Consider the following 21433-nt stretch of genomic DNA (forward strand, 5'->3'; position numbering starts at 1 on the left):
GAGGACGCAAAGAAAACCTTCAAAGGTTTCTTTGTCTTTTTTGCGTCCTCTGCGTACCCTTTGCGCCCTCTGCGTCCGGCTGTCCGTCTTCGGTTGTTACCCGTTGACCTGCCGGATGAGCGTGTTGCCGCTCGGGATGCCGTTGGGCGAATGGGTCTCGACCCACTTGCGCACGCGCTCGGCGTCGGCGATGCGGCTCAACTTGCCGGCGGAGTCCAGGAACACCATGATCAGCTTGCGGCCGGCCACCTTGGCCTGCATCACCAGGCACTGGCCCGCCTCCGCGATGTAGCCGGTCTTCTGCAGGCCGATCTCCCACGCGGGGTTCTTCACCAGCCGGTTGGTCGTGTGGAACTGCATCGTGCGGTTGCCGACTTCGACCTGCCGCTCCGGCGTGGTCGTCAGCTCGCGCAGCATCGGGTCGTTGGAGGCGAAGGCGACCAGGCGCGCCAGGTCCTGTGCGCTCGACTGGTTGCGGCTCGACAGGCCGGTCGGCTCCACGTACTTCGTGTCGCCCATCCCCAGCAGCTTGGCGCGGCTGTTCATGGCCTCGACGAACGCGTTCAAGCCGCCCGGATAGGTGCGGCCCAGCGCATGGGCAGCACGGTTCTCGCTGGACATCAGGGCCAGCTGCATCAGCTCGCCGCGCGTGAGCGTGGCGCCCACGCGCAGCCGCGAACCCGTGAACTTCTCGGTGTCCACGTCGTCCTGGCTGATGGCGATCATCTCGTCCATCGGCAGCTTGGCCTCGCTGATCACCAGGCCCGTCATCAGCTTGGTGATGGAGGCGATCGGCAGCACGGCGGATTCGTTCTTGCGCAGCAGGATCTCGTTGGAATCCTGGTCGATCACCAGGGCGACGCTGGAGCGCAGGTCGAGGTCGTCCTGCGTGGCATGCAGGCCCGCCATCTGGCCGAAGGAGGGCTTGGAGGGCACCGCCAGCCTGACGACCGAGCGGCTCTGCCTGGCCACGAGATGCTGGCGGCCGACCGCGAAGGTCTTGGCCACCCGGGCCCGCTTGACGATGCTGACGTGGGCTTCCTTCTTGGCCGAGCGCTTGTGGGGCGCGGCGTCGGCGGCGACGGGCGCCAGCCACAGGGCCAGGAGGCTGAGGGCGATCGCGTGGGCGAAGCGGTTCAAGATCGGTTACTCCAGCAACGACTGTAGGTGTAGGACACAACTGACACCACGGGACGAAGTGTACTTCTGCAGCTGGCCTGTTGGGGTAATGTTTACAAAAATCAATGACTTAGGAACATAACCTCACGGTGTGGCTCTGCAGTGGGGGATAACCCGGGGTCAGGCGGTCGTTTTTCGGGGGTGGACGGGGAGGACAGCGAAAAACAAGACAGCCGAACGCAGAGGGCGCAGAGAGAGCACAGAGGACGCAGACGAAACCCGAGAACTTTCCTTGGGTTTTCTCTGCGTCCTCTGCGTATCCTTCGCGCCCTCTGCGTTCGGCTGTCTTGTTTTTCGCCCCGACTCAGCGGGTCACAGCGGCCCGCCGCCTTGCGCGGGGACCTTGTCGACCTTGCTGTGCAGCTTGTTCAGGGCGCTCAGGTAGGCCTTGGCCGAGGCGACGACGATATCGGGATCGGCGCCGACGCCATTGACGATGCGGCCGGAGTTCGACAGCCGCACCGTGACTTCGCCCTGGCTCTCCGTCGAGCCGCTGATCGCGTTGACCGAGTACAGCACCATCTCGGCGCCGCTCTTCACGTGCGTCTCGATCGCCTTGAGCGACGCATCGACCGGCCCGTTGCCGTCCGACTCGCCCCGCACCTCGCGGCCGTCGACCGTGAACACCACCTCGGCATGCGGGCGCTCGCCGGTCTCGCTGTGCTGGCGCAGCGACACCAGGCGGTACGTCTCCTGCTCGTGCGTCATGGCCTCGTCGCTCACCAGCGCGAGGATGTCCTCGTCGAAGATCTCGCTCTTGCGGTCGGCCAGTTCCTTGAACCGGGCGAAGGCCGTGTTGACGTCGGCCTCGCTCTCCATCTGCACGCCCAGCTCCTGCAGCCGCGCCTTGAACGCGTTGCGCCCCGACAGCTTGCCCAGCACGATCTTGTTGGTCGTCCAGCCGACGTCCTCGGCCCGCATGATCTCGTAGGTGTCGCGCGCCTTGAGCACGCCGTCCTGGTGGATGCCGCTCGCGTGCGCGAAGGCGTTGGCGCCCACCACGGCCTTGTTCGGCTGCACCACGAAGCCCGTGGTCTGGCTCACCATGCGGCTGGCCGCCACGATGTGCTCGGTGGCGATGTTCACCTCGAGGCCGAAGTAGTCCTTGCGCGTCTTCACGGCCATCACGACCTCTTCCAGCGAGCAGTTGCCCGCGCGCTCGCCCAGCCCGTTGATCGTGCACTCGACCTGGCGTGCCCCGCCGAGCTTCACGCCGGCCAGCGAGTTCGCCACCGCCATGCCGAGGTCGTTGTGGCAGTGCACCGACCAGATCGCCTTGTCGGAATTGGGGATGCGCTCGCGCAGGGTCTTGATGAACTGGCCGTACAGCTCCGGCACGGCGTAGCCCACCGTGTCGGGCACGTTGATCGTGGTCGCGCCTTCCTTGATCACCGTCTCCAGCACGCGGCAGAGGAAATCGACCTCGCTGCGGTAGCCGTCCTCGGGCGAGAACTCGATGTCGGCGCACAGGTTGCGCGCGAAGCGCACCGACTGCTTCGCCTGCTCCAGCACCTGGTCCGGCGTCATCCGCAGCTTCTTTTCCATGTGCAGCGGGGAGGTCGCGATGAAGGTGTGGATGCGCCCGCGGGCCGCGCCCTTGAGCGCCTCGGCCGCGCGCGAGACGTCGCGGTCGTTGGCCCGCGCCAGCCCGCACACCGTCGAGTCCTTGATCGCGTGGGCGATCGCCTGCACGCACTCGAAGTCGCCGTTGGAGCTGGCGGGAAAGCCCGCCTCGATCACGTCCACGCGCAGGCGCTCGAGCTGGCGCGCGATGCGCAGCTTTTCGTCCCTGGTCATGGAGGCGCCCGGCGATTGCTCGCCGTCGCGCAGCGTCGTGTCGAAGATGATCAGTTGGTCTGCCATGTGGATTCCTCTTGTTCGGTCGCGAGGCCGGCGCGCTGCAGGCCCGAGACGATCGCCTTGAGCGAGGCCGAGACGATGTTCGCGTCCATGCCGACGCCGAACAGCGTGCGGTCGCCGACCCGCAGCTCCAGGTAGGCGACGGCGCGCGCGTCGGCGCCCGAGGCGATCGCATGCTCATGGTAGTCCAGCACGCGGACCGGTTCGCCGAGCGCGAGGCTCAGCCCTTCCACGAAGGCATCGATCGGGCCGTTGCCGGCCCCGGTGACCGAGAGCGCCCGGCCGCTGTCCATGCGCACGTCCGCCTCCAGCGTGACCCGCTCGCCGGGCGCGCCCGACTCCAGCACCTGGTGCGCCACCTCCGCGCGGCCGACGCGGTATTCGTTGCGGAACAGCGTCCACAGGTCCTGCGCCGACAGCTCCTTGCCGCTGGCGTCCATCACGCCCTGCACCACCTGGCTGAACTCGATCTGCAGGCGGCGCGGCAGCTCCAGGCCGTACTCCGCCTCCAGCAGGTAGGAGATGCCGCCCTTGCCGGACTGGCTGTTGACGCGGATCACGGCCTCGTAGCTGCGCCCCAGGTCCTTGGGGTCGATCGGCAGGTAGGGCATGTCCCAGATCTCGCCTTCCTTGCGCGCGACGAAGGCCTTCTTGATCGCATCCTGGTGCGAGCCGGAAAAGGAGGTGTAGACCAGGTCGCCGACGTAGGGGTGGCGCGGATGCACCGGCAGCTGGTTGCAGTGCTCGACGATGCGGCGGACCTCGTCGATGTCGGAGAAGTCCAGCCCCGGGTCCACGCCCTGGCTGTACAGGTTCAGGGCCACGTTGACGAGATCCAGGTTGCCGGTGCGCTCGCCGTTGCCGAACAGGCAACCCTCGAGCCGGTCGGCGCCGGCCATCACGGCGAATTCGCCGGCGGCCGTGCCGGTGCCGCGGTCGTTGTGCGGGTGCACAGACAGCACGATGGCATCCCGGCGCGCGAGGTGCCGGTGCATCCACTCGATCATGTCGGCGAAGATGTTGGGCGTGGAATGCTCCACCGTCGACGGCAGGTTGACGATGCACTTGCGCGCGGGCGTGGGCTGCCACACCTCGGTCACCGCATCGACCACTCGCTTGGCGAAGGCCAGTTCGGTGCCGGAGAACATCTCGGGCGAGTACTGGAACACCCAGTCGGTGGCGGGCTGCTGCGCGGCGAGTTCCACGAACAGCCTCGCCTGCGAGGTCGCGAGTTCGACGATGCCGTCCTCGTCGAGCCCCAGCACCACCTTGCGCATCACCGGCGCAGTGGCGTTGTACAGGTGCACGATGGCGCGCCTGGCGCCCTGCAGCGCCTCGAAGGTGCGGCGGATCAGCGGCTCGCGCGCCTGCGTGAGCACCTGGATCGTGACGTCGTCGGGGATCAGGTCCTCGTCGATCAGCTTGCGCACGAAGTCGTACTCGACCTGCGAGGCCGAGGGGAAGCCGACCTCGATCTCCTTGAAGCCGATCGCCACCAGCGTCTCGAACATGCGCAGCTTGCGCGGGATGTCCATGGGCTCGATCAGGGCCTGGTTGCCATCGCGCAGGTCCACGCTGCACCACACGGGCGGCTTCGCCAGCACCGCGTCGGGCCAGGTGCGGTCGCTCAGGCGCACGGGCGCGAAGGGGCGGTACTTGGTTGCGGGGTTCTTCAGCATGGCCATCGGTGTTCTCGCTTCGATGTGGGGAGTGGAACCCGCAGCCCCAATGAAAAACGGCCCGCTGCAGGTGCAAACGGGCCGTCAGTCCGGGAATGCGCGCGCGCTACCGTCTCCGCCCGTGGGGGATGAGTAGTAGGGCCAGCGCGATACGGTTCATGTCGTCGACTTTAGCACAGGCCTTGCGGCCGTCCCCATCAGGGTTTTCTATCGGTGCAATCCGCTCTCTTCGGGCTCGTCGGTCGACGTCGCGATCATGCTCGCGCGCTCGCCGCGCGACTTGCGCCAGAAGTACAGCGCGTAGCCGGAGACCCCGTAGACGACGAAGATCGCGAACAGCACCGCGGGCGGATAGATGTTGATGACGGCGATGCCCAGGGCGATCAGCACGATCACCACAAAGGGCACGCTCTTCTTCATCTGGATGTCCTTGAAGCTGTAGAAGGGCACGTTGGTCACCATGGTGAGGCCCGCGTAGAGCGCCACGCCGAACATCACCCAGGCCACCTGGTAGCCCTTGACCTCGTACTCCGTCATCAGCCAGATGAAGCCGGTGACCAGCGCCGCGGCCGCCGGCGACGGCAGGCCCTGGAAGTAGCGCTTGTCGACCACCCCCGTGTTGACGTTGAAGCGCGCCAGCCGCAGCGCCGCGCAGGCGCAGTAGACGAAGGCGGCGATCCAGCCCCATCGGCCCAGGCCCTTGAGGGCCCACTCGTAGGCGATCAGCGCCGGCGCGGCGCCGAAGGAGACCATGTCGGACAGCGAGTCCATCTGCTCGCCGAAGGCGCTTTGCGTGTTGGTCATGCGGGCGACGCGGCCGTCGAGGCTGTCCAGCACCATCGCGCAGAACACGCCGGCCGCGGCGAGGTCGAAGCGGCCGTTCATCGCCATCACGACGGCGTAGAAGCCGCCGAACAGCGCCGCCAGCGTGAACAGGTTGGGCAGGATGTAGATGCCCTTGCGCCGCTTGCGCACCACCACCCCTTCCGCCGAGAGGTCGTCTTCGTGTCCGTCGTGCATGGGCGAGAGTGTAAGGCGGCGTTGGGGTGGAAATACAACGCTGTGCGTCGCGCGCGTACCCGCGCCGTCATGCCCGCGACCGAGCCGCCGGGGGCGGCGTAGCCGTACGTAGCATGCCAGGCGGGCATCCAGGGCTTTGAAAGGGAAAAGCCGCCCGAGGGCGGCTTCTCCGGATCACCGCCTGCGCGGGGATGGCGGGCTTGCGGCCGCAGGCCGCGACGCCCGTCAGTTGCGGCTCTGGTCCACCAGCTTGTTCTTCTTGATCCAGGGCATCATCGCGCGCAGCTGCTCGCCCACCACCTCGATGGAGCTCTCGGCGTTCAGGCGGCGGCGCGACTGCAGGGTCGGGGCGCCGGCGCGGTTTTCCAGGATGAAGCTCTTGGCGTATTCGCCGGTCTGGATGTCCTTCAGGGCCTGCTTCATGGCCTTGCGCGTTTCGTCGGTGACGATCTTCGGGCCCGTGACGTACTCGCCGTACTCCGCGTTGTTGGAGATCGAGTAGTTCATGTTCGCGATGCCGCCTTCGTAGATCAGGTCCACGATCAGCTTGAGCTCGTGCAGGCACTCGAAGTACGCCATCTCGGGCGCGTAGCCGGCTTCCACCAGCGTGTCGTAGCCGGCCTTGATCAGTTCCACGGTGCCGCCGCACAGCACGGCCTGCTCGCCGAACAGGTCGGTCTCGGTCTCTTCGCGGAAGTTGGTCTCGATGATGCCGGCCTTGCCGCCGCCGTTGGCCATCGCGTACGACAGCGCCAGGTCGCGCGCGCGGCCCGACTTGTCGGAATGCACGGCCACCAGGTGCGGCACGCCGCCGCCTTGCGTGTAGGTGCTGCGCACGGTGTGGCCGGGGGCCTTGGGCGCCACCATCCACACGTCGAGGTCGGCGCGGGGCACGACCTGGCCGTAGTGCACGTTGAAGCCGTGGGCGAACGCCAGCGAGGCGCCCTGCTTGATGTTCGGCTCGACGTCGTTCTTGTAGACCGTGGCGATCTGCTCGTCGGGCAGCAGGATCATCACGACGTCGGCGGACTTGACGGCCTCGCTGACCTCGGCGACCTTCAGGCCGGCCTTCTCGACCTTCGGCCAGGAGGCGCCGCCCTTGCGCAGGCCCACGATGACCTTGACGCCGCTGTCGTTGAGGTTCTGCGCGTGCGCGTGGCCTTGCGAGCCGTAGCCGATGATGGCGACCGTCTTGCCCTTGATCAGGCTGAGGTCACAGTCCTTGTCGTAATAAACCTTCATGGTCTCTCCAGAAAAATTCGTTGCTGTGGGGGGTGGTGCGGGTCAGACCCTGAGGATGCGTTCGCCGCGGCCGATGCCGCTGGCGCCGGTGCGCACCGTCTCCAGGATCGCGCTGCGGTCGATGGCGACCAGGAAAGCGTCGTTCTTGGACTGGTCGCCCGTGAGTTCGATGGTGTAGCTCTTGTCGGTCACGTCGATGATGCGGCCGCGGAAGATGTCCGCCATGCGCTTCATCTCCTCGCGCTCCTTGCCCACCGCGCGCACCTTCACCATCATGAGCTCGCGCTCGGTGTAGCTGCCCTCGGTGAGGTCGACGACCTTGACCACCTCGATCAGCCGGTTCAGGTGCTTGGTGATCTGCTCGATCACGTCGTCCGAGCCGGCGGTGGTGATCGTCATGCGCGACAGCGACGGATCTTCCGTCGGCGCCACCGTGAGCGATTCGATGTTGTAGCCGCGGGCCGAGAACAGGGCCACGACCCGCGAGAGGGCGCCGGGCTCGTTCTCGAGCAGCACGGCAATGATGTGCTTCATGTCTGATTCCTCTTTTCGGTGCCCTCCCCCGTCGCCGGTAAGCGGCGGGCTTGGCAGCCAATAGATTCGTCTTCGGGTTGGTCGAAAACCGGACTACCGGACGCAGAGGACGCGAAGGGTACGCAGAGGACGCAAAAGAAAACCTTCGAGGTCTTCTTCCTGGTCTCTTTCGCGTCCTCTGCGTACCCTTTGCGTCCTCTGCGTCCGGCAGTTTGGTTTTACAGGTCTTCCGACCCGAGCAGCATCTCCGTGATGCCCTGCCCCGCCTTCACCATCGGCCAGACGTTTTCGGTCGGGTCGGTACGGAAGTCCATGAACACCGTGCGGTCCTTCAGCTTGCGGGCTTCACGCAGGGCCGGTTCGACGTCCTGCGGGCGCTCGATCAGCATGCCCACGTGGCCATAGGCCTCGGCCAGCTTCACGAAGTTGGGCAGCGCGTCCATGTAGCTGTGCGAGTAGCGGCCCTCGTAATCGAGCTGCTGCCACTGCCGCACCATGCCGAGGTAGCGGTTGTTCAGCGAGACGATCTTGATCGGCGTGTTGTACTGCAGGCAGGTCGAGAGCTCCTGGATGCACATCTGCACCGAGCCTTCGCCGGTGATGCAGTACACCTCGGACTCGGGCTTGGCCAGCTTGATGCCCATGGCGTACGGGATGCCCACGCCCATCGTGCCCAGGCCGCCCGAGTTGATCCAGCGGCGCGGCTCGGGGAACTTGTAGAACTGCGCGGCCCACATCTGGTGCTGGCCGACGTCGGACGTGATGTAGGTCTCCACGTCCTTCGTCATGTTCCACAGCGTCTCGATCACGTGCTGCGGCTTGATCACGTCGCGGTTGCCGCGGTCGTAGCGCAGGCAGTCGCGCTTGCGCCAGCCCTCGATGGTCTCCCACCAGCCGCCCAGCGCCGCGGGATCGGGCTTGATGCCCGCTTCCCGGATCTGCGCGATCAGGTCGTTCAGCACTTCCTTGACGTCGCCCACGATCGGGATGTCCACGCGCACGCGCTTGGAGATGCTGGAGGGATCCACGTCGATGTGGATGATCTTGCGTTCGTGCGAGCCGAAGTGCTTGGGGTTGCCGATCACGCGGTCGTCGAAGCGCGCGCCCACGGCCAGCAGCACGTCGCAGTTCTGCATCGCGTTGTTGGCCTCGTAGGTGCCGTGCATGCCCAGCATGCCGAGGAACTTCGGGTCGGTGCCGGGCATGGATCCCAGGCCCATCAGCGTGTTGGTGACCGGGAAGCCGAGCATGTCGGCCAGCGTGCGCAGCTCCTGCGTCGCGTTGCCCAGGACCACGCCGCCGCCGGTGTAGATGTAGGGGCGCTTGGCCCCCAGCAGCAGCTGCACCGCCTTGCGGATCTGGCCGCTGTGGCCTTTGGAGACGGGCTTGTACGAGCGCATCTCCACCTTGTCCGGATAGCCGGTGTACGCGGTCTTGTTGAAGGAGACGTCCTTCGGGATGTCCACCACCACCGGGCCGGGACGGCCGCTGCGGGCGATGTGGAAGGCCTTCTTCATCACCTCCGCCAGGTCGCGCACGTCCTTGACCAGGAAGTTGTGCTTGACGATCGGGCGGGTGATGCCGACGGTGTCGCATTCCTGGAAGGCGTCCATGCCGATGGCGGCGGTGGGCACCTGGCCGGTCACGATCACCATCGGGATCGAATCCATGTACGCGGTGGCGATGCCGGTGACGGCATTGGTCACGCCGGGGCCGGAGGTCACCAGCGCCACGCCGACGTCGCCGGTCGCGCGGGCATAGCCGTCGGCGGCGTGCACGGCGGCCTGTTCATGGCGCACCAGGACGTGCTGGATCGTGTCCTGCTTGTAGAACGCGTCGTAGATGTGCAGCACCGCGCCGCCCGGATAGCCCCAGACGTATTTCACGTTCTCGGCCTGGAGGCACTTGACGAGGATTTCGGCGCCGCGGAGGTCGGGGGTCTGGCCTGCCGAGGCGGCGGCCGCGGAGCTCAGCTCCGTCCTTGTGATTTCCATGATCAACCTTTCGGGTTTCGAACTACGAACCTTGGGGTGCCCCTTCACCAGCCCTTGTGGGGCCGCGTCGGGACTTGGAGCACCGGGCCATGGGCGGGCGCGTCGCACCGCCGGACCAGGACTCGTTTGCCTGTGACTTGCGCCGCGATTATCGCACTGCAACAGACGAGCGGCCAAGGGCAGCGGGCCAGGTGCCATAATTTCCGGCTGTCCAGCGGCGCCTGCTGCCTGGGCGCGACAAACACAAACCGAAGCCTTACCGCCGCACCCGGGACTCCTTGGCCACCGAACGCGAACTCTCGGACTTCCTCCAGAGCGTGGAGAAACGCGCCTTCAAGCGCACCGTCTACCACGTGCGCGAGGAGGAGGCGGCACTGGACATCGTGCAGGACAGCATGATGAAGCTGGCGGAGCACTATGGCGACAAACCGCCCGCGGAACTGCCCATGCTGTTCCAGCGGATCCTGTCGAACTGCACCCTGGACTTCTTTCGGCGGCAGAAGACCCGCAATGCCCTCTTCTCCAACCTGAGCGACTTCGAATCCGCCTCCGACGACGGGGATTTCGACCTGCTGGAAACTTATTCCTCCGCGGACCAGTCTCAGCAGGTCGAAAGCGCCGAAGATGCCACCCGCCGGGCCCAGATCTTGCGGGAGATCGAGACGGAGATCATGGAGCTGCCCGCCCGTCAACGCGAAGCCTTCTTGATGCGTTACTGGGAGGACATGGATGTTGCAGAAACCGCTGCCGCCATGGGCTGCTCGGAAGGCAGTGTCAAGACGCACTGCTCCCGTGCGGTCGCGGCCCTCAGCAAGGCACTGAAGGCAAAAGGGATCCAACTATGACCAACACGGACTCACTGCTCGCCCACCGCCAGGCGGACCAGTTCGGCCGCGCGGTCGCCATGCGCCTGTCGTCCGGCTCCGAGGAGCTGACGTACGAGGCCCGGGAACGCCTGCGGGCGGCGCGCGTGCGCGCCCTCGAGGCCCGCAAGAAGCCGGCCGCCGCGCCGGTCGTCGTGGGCCGTGGCGCCTCGGCGACGCTGGCGCTCGAGCGCAACTGGCTGAACCGCATCGGCTCCGTCCTGCCGCTCCTCGTGCTGGCAGGCGGCCTGGTGTTGATCCACACCATCCAGACGGACCGCCGCGCCAGCGAGCTGGCCGAGGTCGATACGGCCCTGCTGACCGACGACCTGCCGCCGGCCGCCTACGCCGACCCGGGATTCGTGCAGTTCCTCAAGCAGTCCGGGCGCGGCGAATGAACCGACCCGGACGATGAGCCGCCCCGCCCGCCCCCGCCTGACCATCGCCTCCGGCCTCGCTGCCGCGGGCCTGGCGCTGGCTGCCGTGGCGGCGGATGTGGCGCTCGCCCAACAGAATCCCGTCCCGCCCTCGGTGAACGCGCCGGTGAACGCGCCGGCGCCCGCGACGGTCGCGCCCGCGGCCCCATTGGCCCAGGCGAACAAGCCCTCGGTCTCCACCCGCGCGCCGATCCGCCCTGCCCCGGTGCGCAACGCACCGGCGCCCCGCCCCGAATCCAGCCCCACCTGGGCCGAACTGACGCAGCAGCAGCAACTGTCGCTGGCGCCGCTGTCCGGCACCTGGCGCGTACTGGGCGAAGCGCACAAGCGCAAGTGGCTGGCCCTCTCGCAGAACTACCCCACCATGCCACCCGGCGAGCAGGCCCGCCTGCACAGCCGCATGGCGGAATGGGCCGCCCTGTCGCCGCAGCAGCGCACGCTCGCCCGCCTGAACTTCGCCGAGAGCCAGAAGATCAAGACCGACGACAAGCGCGCCAAGTGGGAGGCCTACCAGAACCTGTCGCCGGAGGAAAAGCGCAAGCTCGCCGCCGGCGCCGCCGCGGCCAAGCCGCCGCCGCCGCCCACCGCGGTGGCGGTGCAGCCGGTGCCGCAGCAGAAGCTGGCGCGCATCCCCAAGCCGAAGAAGGCGGAGAGCGGCGCCGCGAAGATCGCCGTGGTGCCCGGCCAGGTGGACACCAACACCCTGCTGCCGCAGCCCCTGGCGCCGGTCCAGCCTTGAGCCCGCCCGCTTCCGCCCTGGCCGCGCCCAGCCTGCGGCGCCGCCTCGCGTCCCTGTTCTACGAGGCGTTCCTGGCCCTGGGCATCGCGATGGTCACGGCCTTCGTGTTCTCCGTCGTCACCCAGATGCGCAACGCCCTCTACGGGCGGCAGGCACTGGGGGCGGTGATCGCTTTCGTGCTCGGCGTCTATTTCACCTGGTCGTGGACCAAGGGCCGCACCCTTCCCATGCAGACGTGGCGCATGCGCATCGTGGACGCGCAGGGCCAGCCCCTCACGCCCGCTCGCGCGGCGCTCCGCTACGTGCTGTGCTCCGTGTGGGTCCTGCCGCCGATCGCCGTCTTCGCCCGGCAGCACCTGTCGGACTGGAAGCCCGTCACCGCCGCCTTCATCGGCTGGGTCCTGTGCTGGGCCGCGCTGAGCCGCCTGCATCCGCAACGCCAGTTCTGGCACGACGCCTGGGCCGGCACGCGCCTGGTCGATGCCGCCTGAGAAGGGGCGCCGGCCGGTCGGCGACAATGCGGGCATGTCCCACCGCGATGCCCTGCCCGAGTTCGTGAACGAGCAGAAGGGCCGCACCGGCTTCGCCCGCGTGTGGCACGCCACGGGCTATTCGATGGCCGGCCTGCGCGCCGGCTGGGAGGAAGCGGCCTTCCGGCTGGAAGCCTGCCTCGCCTTCGTGATGCTGCCGCTGGCCTTCTTCATCACCGGCAGCTGGGTGGAGGTGGCCCTGCTGGCCGGCTCGGTGCTGCTGGTGCTGATCGTGGAACTCCTCAACACCGCCGTCGAGGCCGCCATCGACCGCATCGGGCCCGAACGGCACCCGCTGTCCAAACGCGCCAAGGACATGGGCAGCGCCGCGGTGTTCCTGTCCCTCGTCTTCGCCGCGGGCGTGTGGCTCACGGCACTGGTGCGCTTCTTCTCCGCATGAAACCTGCGTTCTCCATCTGCGTCTATTGCGGCTCGCGCGTCGGCGCCGAGCCGCGCTTCGCCACCGCCGCCGCCGACGTCGGGCGCTGGATCGGCCGCCACGGCGGTCAGCTGGTGTACGGCGGCGGCAACAACGGGCTGATGGGGGTCATGGCCGACGCCGCGCTGGACGCCGGCGCGCGCGTGGTGGGCGTGATCCCGCACTCGATGGTGGAGCGCGAATGGGCCAAGCGCGATTGCACCGAGCTGCACATCGTGGAGAACATGCACCAGCGCAAGAGCCTGATGGCCGAACACGCGGACGCCTTCCTGGCGCTGCCGGGCGGCATCGGCACCTTCGAGGAATTCTTCGAGGCCTGGACGTGGAAGCAGCTCGGTTTCCACCGCAAGCCGGTGGGGCTGTTCGACCTCGGAGGCTACTACCAGCCGCTGCTGCAGTTCCTGCAGCAGAGCGTGCACAGCGGCTTCATGAGCGAGTGGCAGATGGACCTGCTGACCATCGACGCGGAGCTCGAGCCGCTGCTGCACAAGCTCGTGGAGACCGCGCGGACGAGCCCGCGGGGGGTGGATACGTCGGAGATCTGAAAGCTCAGGCCGGCCGGTACTTCAAGCGCCGCACCTTCTCGAGGTTCGTCCCCTCGATCCGGATCAGTCGCGTCGGCCCGGCGCGGCTCGGCGAATGCAGGTCGCCCTCGTTGTACACGTGCGCGTCGCCCGGCCGCAGCACGTAGTCGCGCACCTTGCGCACCCGCCCCGGCTGCTCAGTCGTGGCAGCCTCGAGCAGGTCCCAGTCGCTCATCGCCGTCTCGCCCTGCGCCTGGCCATAGATGGCCCATGACGAGGCGTGGTCGTGCGGCGGGCTTTCCTTTGCGCCCCGGTACTCGTGCGCCAGGATGCAGAAACCGAGCTGCGGGTCCTCGTAGACGATGCGGCGCTCGGGCGCATCGGGGCCGAACTGCGCCGCCACGAAGGCCTCGTCGCGCAGCGCCTCGCGCAGCAGCGCCGCGACTTCGGCGCGGCCCGCGGGCCCGCCGTCGCGCGCCAGGATGGCGTGGCAGCGGCTGGCGAAATCGGCCAGTGTCAGGGGCATCGCCGCAGCGGCTTCAGACCGCGGACTCGTCGATCTCGCCGGTGCGGATGCGCACCACGCGCTCCACGCTGGTGACGAAGATCTTGCCGTCGCCGATCTTGCCGGTGCGCGCCGCGGTGATGATGGCGTCGACGCAGCGTTCGACTTCCTCGTCCTTCACCACCACCTCGATCTTGACCTTGGGCAGGAAGTCGACCACGTACTCGGCGCCGCGGTACAGCTCGGTATGGCCCTTCTGGCGGCCGAAGCCCTTGACCTCGGTGACGGTCAGGCCGGTGACGCCGCACTCCGCCAGCCCTTCGCGCACCTCCTCCAGCTTGAAAGGCTTGACGATGGCGGTGATCTGCTTCATGGACTCTCTCTCCTTCTATGCTCGGAACTTGCCGGTAATAGGATACCGCCAGTCCTTGCCGAAACCGCGGTGCGAGACGCGGATCCCCACCGGGGACTGGCGCCGCTTGTACTCGTTGATGCGGATCAGGCGGGCGACGCGCTCCACCGTCGCGCGGTCGAAGCCGGCCGCCACGATGTCGTCGATGCTCTGGTCGTTCTCCATGTAGCGCGAAAGGATGCCGTCCAGGATGTCGTAGGGCGGCAGGCTGTCCTGGTCCACCTGGCCGGCGCGCAGTTCGGCGCTCGGAGGCCGCGTGATGATCCGTTCCGGGATCGGGTTGGCGCCGGTCCGGTAGGGATCGTTGGCGTTGCGCCAGCGCGCCAGGCGGAACACCACGGTCTTGAACACGTCCTTGATCACGGCGAAGCCGCCGGCCATGTCGCCGTAGAGCGTGCAGTAGCCGGTGGCCATCTCGCTCTTGTTGCCGGTGGTCAGCACGATGCTGCCGAACTTGTTCGACAGGGCCATCAGCAGCACGCCGCGGATGCGCGCCTGGATGTTCTCCTCGGTCGTGTCCTCCGGCAGGCCCGCGAACTCCTTCGAAAGCGACTGCAGGAAGGACTCGAACATCGGCTTGATCGAGATCTCGTCGTAGCGCACGCCCAGGCGCTGGCACATCTCCGCGGCGTCGAGCCAGGAGATCTCCGCCGTGTACGGAGAAGGCATCATGATCGAGCGGACCTTGTCCTTGCCAAGGGCATCGACGGCGACGGCGAGCACCAGCGCCGAATCGATGCCGCCCGACAGCCCCAGCAGCACGCCGGGGAAGCCGTTCTTGCCTATGTAGTCGCGCACGCCCATCACCAGCGCGTGCCACAGTTCCTCGTCGTCGCCCAGGTCGCCGACATTGGGGCCGGACAGCCGCCACGAGGTGGTGCCGGGCGTGGCGGTGACGTAGAACAGGTCCTCCACGAAGGCGGGCGCGCGGGCGGCGAGCGAGCCGTCCGCGTTGACGGCGAAGGAGCCGCCGTCGAAGATCACTTCGTCCTGGCCGCCGACCGAGTGCGCGTAGATCAGCGGCAGGTTCACGTTCTGCGCCCGCTCGGCCATGCGCGCGATGCGCTCGCTGCTCTTGCCGACGTGGAAGGGCGAGGCGTTCGGCACCACCAGCAGCTGGGCGCCCGAAGCGAGGGCGAGCTGCGCCGGCTCCTCGAACCAGGCGTCCTCGCAGATCAGCACGCCCACGTTCACGCCCTCGACCTGGAACACGCAGGTGCCCTGCCCGCGCGTGAAATAGCGGTATTCGTCGAAGACCTGGTAGTTCGGCAGTTCGCGCTTGTTGTAGGTCTCGATCGTCCGGCCTTCGCACAGCACGCTGGCCGAGTTCCAGCGCATGTGCACCTGCACCGACTTGCTGCGGATGTCCCCGCCGCGCGGATGGCCGACGATGACGTGCAGGCCCTTCAACCCCGCGAGCTCGCGGGCCACGGTTTTCACGGCATCATCGCAGGCAGCGATGAACGCGGGCCGCAGCAGCAGGTCTTCCGGCGGGTAGCCGCAGATCGAGAGCTCCGGCGTGAGCACCAGGCGCGCGCCGCGCTCGTAGGCCGTGCGCGCCGCGGCGATGATCTTTTGCGCGTTGCCCGCCATGTCGCCGACGATGACGTTGAGCTGGGCAGTACAGATGGTGAGGGTCATTTCGAACGTGCCGGACTTCTCGAACGATTATGTCACCCGGGTCCTGCGCGCCCCCTCGGAGATCGAGGCTGGCGCGTGGAACGCGCTGCTCGCGCTGGCGGGCGGTTCGCCCTTCATGCGGCACGAGTACCTGGCCGCGCTGCACGACAGCGGCAGCGGCGCGCGCGACACGGGCTGGACGCCGCAGTTCGTCACGCTGTGGCGCGACGGCGAGCTGCAGGCGGCGTGTCCCTTGTACCTCAAGAGCCATTCCTACGGCGAGTACGTGTTCGACTGGGCCTGGGCCAACGCGTACGAGCAGCACCGGCTGCGCTACTACCCCAAGGGACTCACCGCGGTGCCCTTCACGCCCGTGCCGGGGCCGCGGCTGCTGGCGCGCAATGCGCAGTCGCGTTCGGCCCTCGTGCAAGCAGTGCTCGCGCTGTGCCGCAAGAACAAGCTGTCGTCATGGCACCTGCTGTTCGCGGACGACGACGATATCGCCGCGTGTCGCGAGGCCGGCCTCATGCTGCGGCATACCGTTCAATTCCACTGGTTGAATAACGCCCCCACGCGCGGCACTGGCGTGTCCGCGCTGCCGCCCGAGGGGGCTGGTTTCGCCTTGGGACGGCCCGGCGGCGAAACCGCAGGCTACGCCGACTTCGACGCCTTCCTCGCCAGCCTCACGCAGGAAAAGCGCAAGAAGATCCGGCAGGAGCGCCGCAAGGTGGCCGAGGCCGGCGTGGTGTTCCGGCCTGCGCAGGGCACGGAGATCACCGCGAAGGACTGGGACTTCTTCTACCGCTGCTACGAGCGCACGTACCTGGAGCACGGCAACGCGCCGTACCTCACGCGCGACTTCTTCGCCCGCATGGCCGCGCACATGCCGGAGAACTGGCTGCTGTTCGTCGCCGAGCGGCGCGGCAAGCCGATCGCCTGCAGCCTGATCGGCCTGGCCGACGGCGTGGCGTACGGACGCTACTGGGGCGCGCTGGAGCGGGTCGACTGCCTGCACTTCGAGGCCTGCTACTACCAGCCGCTCGCCTGGTGCATCGCGCACGGCTTCACGCGCTTCGAAGGCGGGGCGCAGGGCGAGCACAAGATGGCCCGCGCGCTGATGCCGGTGAAGACGACCAGCGCCCACTGGCTGGCGCATCCGGCCTTCGCGGATGCGGTGGAGCAGTTCCTGGCGCGCGAGGGGCGCGGGATCGAGAGCTACATGGAGCACCTCGAGGAGAGATCGCCGTTCCGGCACGCAGTCACGGGCGAGCGGGAGGCGGATTCGTAGGCTGGTGGTGGAGCGAACGCGAAACCCCAGCGATGCGCGAAGCGCTGGGGTTCCTGCGCTGACGCGCGTCACCGCCAGCCTGCGAAAAAGGCGCCGGGATGCGGCGCCTTCGTTGCGAGGGACGGGCCTCAGCCCTTCGGATGTTCCTTCCGGTACGCCTCGATCCCGTCCAGCACTTCCTTCTTCGCCGACTCCGGGCCTTCCCACCCCAGCACCTTCACCCACTTGCCGGGCTCCAGGTCCTTGTAGTGCTCGAAGAAGTGCGCGATGGTCTTCAGGCGCAGCGGGTTCAGGTCCTCCGGCTGCTGCCACTGGGTGTAGATGGACAGCACCTTGTCGATCGGCACCGCCAGCACCTTGGCGTCGTCGCCGGCTTCGTCCTGCATCTTGAGCACGCCGATCGCGCGGCACGGCACCACCACGCCCGGGATCAGCGGCACCGGGGTGACGACCAGCACGTCGACCGGGTCGCCGTCGCCGGCGATGGTCTTGGGCACGTAGCCGTAGTTGGTGGGGTAGTGCATCGCCGTGCTCATGAAGCGGTCGACGAAGATGGCGCCGGTCTCCTTGTCCACCTCGTACTTCACGGGGTCGGCGTTCATCGGGATCTCGATGATCACGTTGAAGGCTTCGGGAACGTTCTTGCCGGGAGTGACTTGGTCCAGGGACATGGCTTGCTTAGGTGAAGGAAGGAGGGCGCGCTCGGGGGAAACCCTGATTTTAGTCAATGCTGCCACTCTCTCCTGACGCCGACATTTCTATGTAAAGGCTTCACAGGTATATTTCGCGCGTTGGCCAATCGCCCTCCCCTCTCGCGCGGGAGTCACGAGGAAGCAACGCAGCGGGGGCTCCGCGGCGTTGGAGCCCCCTCGAAGACCGAAGCGACACGACAGGAGAAACTTGATGACTGGCAACTCGGCGCTGATACTGGCGCTCGTCTGCGGTCTGGCAGCCGTGGTCTACGGCTTCTGGGCCCGCAGCTGGATCCTTTCCCAGGACGCGGGCAACCCCCGCATGCAGGAGATCGCGGCGGCCATCCAGGCCGGCGCAGCGGCCTACCTGGCCCGCCAATACCGCACGATCGCGATCGTCGGCGTGGTGCTCGCCATCCTGATCGGCGTCTTCCTCGACGGGCAGACCGCCGTGGGCTTCATCATCGGGGCGGTGCTGTCGGGGGCCTGCGGCTTCATCGGGATGAACGTCTCGGTGCGCGCCAACGTGCGCACCGCGCAGGCGGCCACCCGCGGCATCGGCCCGGCGCTGGACGTCGCCTTCCGCGGCGGCGCCATCACCGGCATGCTGGTGGTGGGCCTGGGCCTGCTGGGGGTGACGGCCTTCACCTGGTTCCTCATGGGCAACGGCCAGCTCACGCCGGACCGCAAGCTGGGCACCCTGCTCACGCCGCTGATCGGCTTCGCCTTCGGCGCCTCGCTGATCTCGATCTTCGCGCGTCTGGGCGGCGGCATCTTCACCAAGGGCGCCGACGTCGGCGCCGACCTGGTGGGCAAGGTGGAAGCCGGCATCCCCGAGGACGATCCGCGCAACCCCGCCGTGATCGCCGACAACGTGGGCGACAACGTGGGTGACTGCGCCGGCATGGCCGCCGACTTGTTCGAGACCTACGCCGTGACGCTGATCGCCACGATGGTGCTGGGCGCGCTGCTCGTCGCCACCGCGCCGGTGAACGCGGTGCTGTACCCGCTGGCGCTGGGCGCCGTGTCGATCATCGCCTCGATCATCGGCTGCTTCTTCGTCAAGGCCTCGCCCGGCATGAAGAACGTGATGCCGGCGCTGTACAAGGGCCTGATCGTGGCCGGCGTGCTGTCGCTGATCGCCTTCTACGGCGTGACCGTGTGGCTGATCCCGGACAACGCGGTCACCGCCTCCGGCAGCCAGCTCCGCCTGTTCGGCACCTGCGTCGTGGGCCTGGCGCTCACCGGCGCGCTGGTGTGGATCACCGAGTACTACACCGGCACGCAGTACGCGCCGGTGCAGCACGTGGCGCAGGCCTCCACCACCGGCCACGGCACCAACATCATCGCCGGCCTCGGCGTGTCGATGCGCTCGACCGCCTGGCCCGTGATGTTCGTCTGCATCGCGATCCTGGTCGCGTACTACCTGGCCGGCCTGTACGGCATCGCCATCGCCGCGACCTCCATGCTGTCCATGGCCGGCATCGTGGTCGCCCTGGACGCCTACGGCCCGATCACCGACAACGCCGGCGGCATCGCCGAGATGTCGGAGATGCCCGCCTCCGTGCGCGACATCACCGACCCGCTGGACGCGGTGGGCAACACCACCAAGGCCGTGACCAAGGGCTACGCCATCGGCTCCGCCGGCCTCGCCGCGCTGGTGCTGTTCGCCGACTACACGCACAAGCTGGAGACCTACGGCCGCCAGGTGAGCTTCGACCTGTCCGACCCGATGGTGATCGTGGGCCTGTTCATCGGCGGCCTGATCCCCTACCTGTTCGGCGCCATGGCGATGGAAGCGGTCGGCCGCGCGGCCGGCTCGGTGGTGGTGGAAGTGCGCCGCCAGTTCCGCGAGATCAAGGGCATCATGGAAGGCACGGCCAAGCCCGAATACGGCGTGGCGGTCGACATGCTGACCAAGGCGGCGATCAAGGAAATGATGATCCCCTCGCTGCTGCCGGTGGTGGTGCCGATCGTGGTCGGCCTCGCGCTCGGCCCGAAGGCGCTGGGCGGCCTGCTGATGGGAACCATCGTGACGGGCCTGTTCGTCGCGATCTCCATGTGCACGGGCGGCGGCGCCTGGGACAACGCCAAGAAGTACATCGAAGACGGCCACCACGGCGGCAAGGGCTCCGAAGCGCACAAGGCGGCCGTGACCGGCGACACCGTGGGCGACCCCTACAAGGACACGGCCGGCCCCGCCGTGAACCCGCTGATCAAGATCATCAACATCGTGGCGCTGCTGATCGTGCCGCTGGTGGTGAAGTTCCACTCCTGACCGTCATCCCGCGCAGGCGGGGATCCAGGGCTTTCCAAGCAGAAGCGGCCATCGGCCGCTTTTGTCTTCCTGGGCCCCCGCCCTGCGCGGGGGCGACGAAAGACTAGGGCCGCGTCACCGCATTGAGCAGCCGCGTCGCCGTCGCCGTCAGCGCCGGCAGTTCCTCCAGCCTGCCGTCCTCGATCGCCTGCAGCACCAGTTCGTGCATGCCGCCGATCACGGCCATCGCGATCTCGGGCGCCATCGCCGCCTCGCGCGAGGTGCCGGCGTTCACCAGCTGCAGCAGGAAGTCCGCCATCTCGCGCTGCATCTTGCGCCGAACCTCCAGGCCTTCGCTGCCCAGCCCCAGCATCTCCACGAACAGCGTGCGCAGCAGCAGCGGGTTGCTCGCCAGGCATTCGAGGTACGCGCGGATCGCGCGCTCCACCTGCTCCTCCCAGCCATGCGCCGGGTCGATCGCCTCGCGCAGCACGCGCAGCGCGTTGCGGCTCGCGGCCTCGTACAGCGCGATCAGGCATTCGGCCTTGTCGTGGAAGTGTTCGTAGAAGGTGCGCCGCGAGACGCTCGCCTCGCGCACGATGTCCGCGATCGTGGTGTCGGCATAGCCCTTCACCGCCACGGCCGCGGCCATGCCCCGCAACAGGCGGCCGCGATGTTCCTGCGACGTTGACAGGGCCCAGTCTTGCATGCGACGATCCGGTACGGAATGGTACCGCGCAGGGGCGCTCAGCGCGGTACTTTTCCACTCCGAATCATGACCGATCTCGTCGTCCGACGCCTCCTCGTCGACATGCAGGCCCCCATCGCGCGCCACTGGTGCGCGGGCGATGCCTTCCGCACGGCGCTGTTCAACGCACTGTCGATGAGTTTTCCGGTCGGCGAGCAGTTCTTCATCGACTCGGTGCGCGACGGCTTCAAGGCCATGACTGCCGACCAGCAGGCGAAGTTCGGCCCCGAGGTGCAGGGGTTCATCGGCCAGGAGGCCACGCACCGCCGCCTGCACTCGCTCTACAACGCGCAGCTCGATCAGCTCGGCCTCGTCAACGAATGGGAGCCGCGCGCGCGCGAGCAGCTCAAGCAGTTCGAAAACCAGGACGTGCGCCACTGGCTGGCCGTGACGGCCGCCAACGAGCACTTCACTGCCCTGATCGCCGACTACATGCTGCACAACGCCGACCTGCTGGGCGAGCAGGATCCGCGGCTGGCCACCCTCTGGCTGTGGCACAGCGCCGAGGAGTCCGAGCACAAGTGCGTCGCCTTCGACCTGTACGTGGCGCTGGGCGGCAACCAGGAATGGCGCCTGCGCTGGATGAAGCGCATCACCTTCTTCTTCCTGCGCGAGAGCCTGCGCCAGACGCTGCTGAACCTGCACCACGACGGCACGCTCTGGAAGTGGAGCACCTGGCGCAGCGCCGCCAGCTTCCTGTTCGGCCAGCGCGGCCTGGTGCGCCTGACGTACCGCCCGTGGCGTGAATACTTCCGCCCCGACTTCCACCCCAGCCAGCACGATTCGGGCGCCTCGCGCCGGTGGCTGGCGGAGCACGCCGACCAGTACGTGCCGGTCGGCGGTTGAGCGCTTTCGTCGGTTTGGGGGGCTG

21 protein-coding genes are annotated in these 21433 nt (G+C 67.7%); 9 read left to right on the forward strand and 12 right to left on the reverse strand.

Going from position 1 to position 21433, the window contains the following annotated elements; translation table 11 throughout:
- Positions 1-96: 96 nt before the first annotated feature.
- The 7 genes from pbpG to WG923_RS21020 all read right to left on the reverse strand — a co-directional run bounded on the left by pbpG (position 97) and on the right by WG923_RS21020 (position 9508).
- Complete coding sequence (pbpG, locus tag WG923_RS20990; protein ID WP_340353010.1) at positions 97-1143, reverse strand: D-alanyl-D-alanine endopeptidase; 1047 nt, start codon at positions 1141-1143, stop codon at positions 97-99.
- A gap of 348 nt (positions 1144-1491) precedes the next feature.
- Positions 1492-3042 carry a 2-isopropylmalate synthase gene (locus WG923_RS20995; protein ID WP_340352946.1) on the reverse strand — a complete coding sequence of 517 codons (1551 nt, stop codon included), beginning with the start codon at positions 3040-3042 and terminating at the stop codon, positions 1492-1494.
- Positions 3027-4718: a 2-isopropylmalate synthase gene (gene leuA, locus WG923_RS21000; RefSeq protein WP_340353011.1), complete on the reverse strand. Its 1692-nt coding sequence runs from the start codon at positions 4716-4718 to the stop codon at positions 3027-3029. The genes WG923_RS20995 and leuA overlap by 16 nt, the downstream gene beginning before the upstream one ends.
- Positions 4719-4925: 207 nt before the next feature.
- Positions 4926-5738, reverse strand: a complete 813-nt coding sequence (gene pssA / locus WG923_RS21005; protein WP_340352947.1) for a CDP-diacylglycerol--serine O-phosphatidyltransferase — start codon at positions 5736-5738, stop codon at positions 4926-4928.
- A 225-nt stretch (positions 5739-5963) separates the two neighbouring features.
- Positions 5964-6980, reverse strand: coding sequence for a ketol-acid reductoisomerase (ilvC, locus tag WG923_RS21010; protein WP_340352948.1), 1017 nt, complete (start codon positions 6978-6980; stop codon positions 5964-5966).
- Between the two features lie 42 nt (positions 6981-7022).
- The gene (gene ilvN, locus WG923_RS21015) at positions 7023-7514 is read right to left on the reverse strand and encodes an acetolactate synthase small subunit (RefSeq protein WP_201687909.1); all 492 of its coding nucleotides are present in this window, start codon (positions 7512-7514) and stop codon (positions 7023-7025) included.
- A gap of 218 nt (positions 7515-7732) precedes the next feature.
- A complete protein-coding gene (locus WG923_RS21020; RefSeq protein WP_340352949.1) occupies positions 7733-9508 on the reverse strand; it encodes an acetolactate synthase 3 catalytic subunit in 1776 nt (591 codons plus the stop codon).
- A gap of 278 nt (positions 9509-9786) precedes the next feature.
- On the opposite strand from WG923_RS21020, the gene WG923_RS21025 reads away from it, so the two are divergent.
- Genes WG923_RS21025 through WG923_RS21050 form a run of 6 tightly spaced genes read left to right on the forward strand, consistent with a single transcriptional unit; the run spans position 9787 to position 13061 of the window.
- Entirely contained in the window at positions 9787-10353 is a 567-nt protein-coding gene (locus WG923_RS21025) for an RNA polymerase sigma factor (protein WP_340352950.1), read from the forward strand.
- Positions 10350-10769 carry a DUF3619 family protein gene (locus WG923_RS21030; RefSeq protein ID WP_340352951.1) on the forward strand — a complete coding sequence of 140 codons (420 nt, stop codon included), beginning with the start codon at positions 10350-10352 and terminating at the stop codon, positions 10767-10769. The genes WG923_RS21025 and WG923_RS21030 overlap by 4 nt, the downstream gene beginning before the upstream one ends.
- Before the next feature lie 13 nt (positions 10770-10782).
- The gene (locus WG923_RS21035) at positions 10783-11547 is read left to right on the forward strand and encodes a DUF3106 domain-containing protein (RefSeq protein WP_340352952.1); all 765 of its coding nucleotides are present in this window, start codon (positions 10783-10785) and stop codon (positions 11545-11547) included.
- A complete protein-coding gene (locus tag WG923_RS21040) occupies positions 11544-12038 on the forward strand; it encodes an RDD family protein (protein WP_340352953.1) in 495 nt (164 codons plus the stop codon). Before WG923_RS21035 ends, WG923_RS21040 begins: the two co-directional genes overlap by 4 nt.
- A gap of 34 nt (positions 12039-12072) precedes the next feature.
- Complete coding sequence (locus tag WG923_RS21045) at positions 12073-12477, forward strand: diacylglycerol kinase (RefSeq protein WP_340352954.1); 405 nt, start codon at positions 12073-12075, stop codon at positions 12475-12477.
- Entirely contained in the window at positions 12474-13061 is a 588-nt protein-coding gene (locus tag WG923_RS21050; RefSeq protein ID WP_340352955.1) for an LOG family protein, read from the forward strand. The genes WG923_RS21045 and WG923_RS21050 overlap by 4 nt, the downstream gene beginning before the upstream one ends.
- Before the next feature lie 4 nt (positions 13062-13065).
- On the opposite strand, the gene WG923_RS21055 is transcribed toward WG923_RS21050, so the two are convergent.
- Genes WG923_RS21055 through WG923_RS21065 form a run of 3 tightly spaced genes read right to left on the reverse strand, consistent with a single transcriptional unit; the run spans position 13066 to position 15598 of the window.
- On the reverse strand, positions 13066-13566 hold the full coding sequence (locus WG923_RS21055; protein WP_340352956.1) for a hypothetical protein: 501 nt from the start codon (positions 13564-13566) through the stop codon (positions 13066-13068).
- A gap of 13 nt (positions 13567-13579) precedes the next feature.
- Positions 13580-13918: a P-II family nitrogen regulator gene (locus WG923_RS21060; protein ID WP_340352957.1), complete on the reverse strand. Its 339-nt coding sequence runs from the start codon at positions 13916-13918 to the stop codon at positions 13580-13582.
- A 15-nt stretch (positions 13919-13933) separates the two neighbouring features.
- On the reverse strand, positions 13934-15598 hold the full coding sequence (locus WG923_RS21065) for an NAD+ synthase (RefSeq protein ID WP_340352958.1): 1665 nt from the start codon (positions 15596-15598) through the stop codon (positions 13934-13936).
- Here WG923_RS21065 and WG923_RS21070 point away from each other — a divergent pair.
- Positions 15585-16865: a GNAT family N-acetyltransferase gene (locus WG923_RS21070; protein WP_340352959.1), complete on the forward strand. Its 1281-nt coding sequence runs from the start codon at positions 15585-15587 to the stop codon at positions 16863-16865. The genes WG923_RS21065 and WG923_RS21070 overlap by 14 nt on opposite strands.
- Before the next feature lie 128 nt (positions 16866-16993).
- Here the strand turns inward: WG923_RS21070 and ppa are convergent, their stop codons facing one another.
- Complete coding sequence (ppa, locus tag WG923_RS21075; RefSeq protein WP_340352960.1) at positions 16994-17536, reverse strand: inorganic diphosphatase; 543 nt, start codon at positions 17534-17536, stop codon at positions 16994-16996.
- Positions 17537-17768: 232 nt separating this feature from the next.
- Here ppa and WG923_RS21080 point away from each other — a divergent pair, with 232 nt between their 5' ends.
- A complete protein-coding gene (locus tag WG923_RS21080; protein WP_340352961.1) occupies positions 17769-19835 on the forward strand; it encodes a sodium-translocating pyrophosphatase in 2067 nt (688 codons plus the stop codon).
- 103 nt (positions 19836-19938) lie between these two features.
- On the opposite strand, the gene WG923_RS21085 is transcribed toward WG923_RS21080, so the two are convergent.
- Entirely contained in the window at positions 19939-20523 is a 585-nt protein-coding gene (locus tag WG923_RS21085) for a TetR/AcrR family transcriptional regulator (RefSeq protein WP_340352962.1), read from the reverse strand.
- Positions 20524-20589: 66 nt separating this feature from the next.
- Between WG923_RS21085 and WG923_RS21090 the strand changes: the two genes are divergently transcribed.
- Positions 20590-21408 (forward strand): metal-dependent hydrolase, encoded by an 819-nt coding sequence (locus tag WG923_RS21090; protein ID WP_340352963.1) that lies wholly within the window; start codon positions 20590-20592, stop codon positions 21406-21408.
- Positions 21409-21433 lie beyond the last annotated feature (25 nt).

Origin of the sequence: Ramlibacter sp. AN1133, assembly GCF_037890035.1 — a bacterium.
Taxonomy (GTDB): Bacteria; Pseudomonadota; Gammaproteobacteria; order Burkholderiales; family Burkholderiaceae_C; genus Ramlibacter.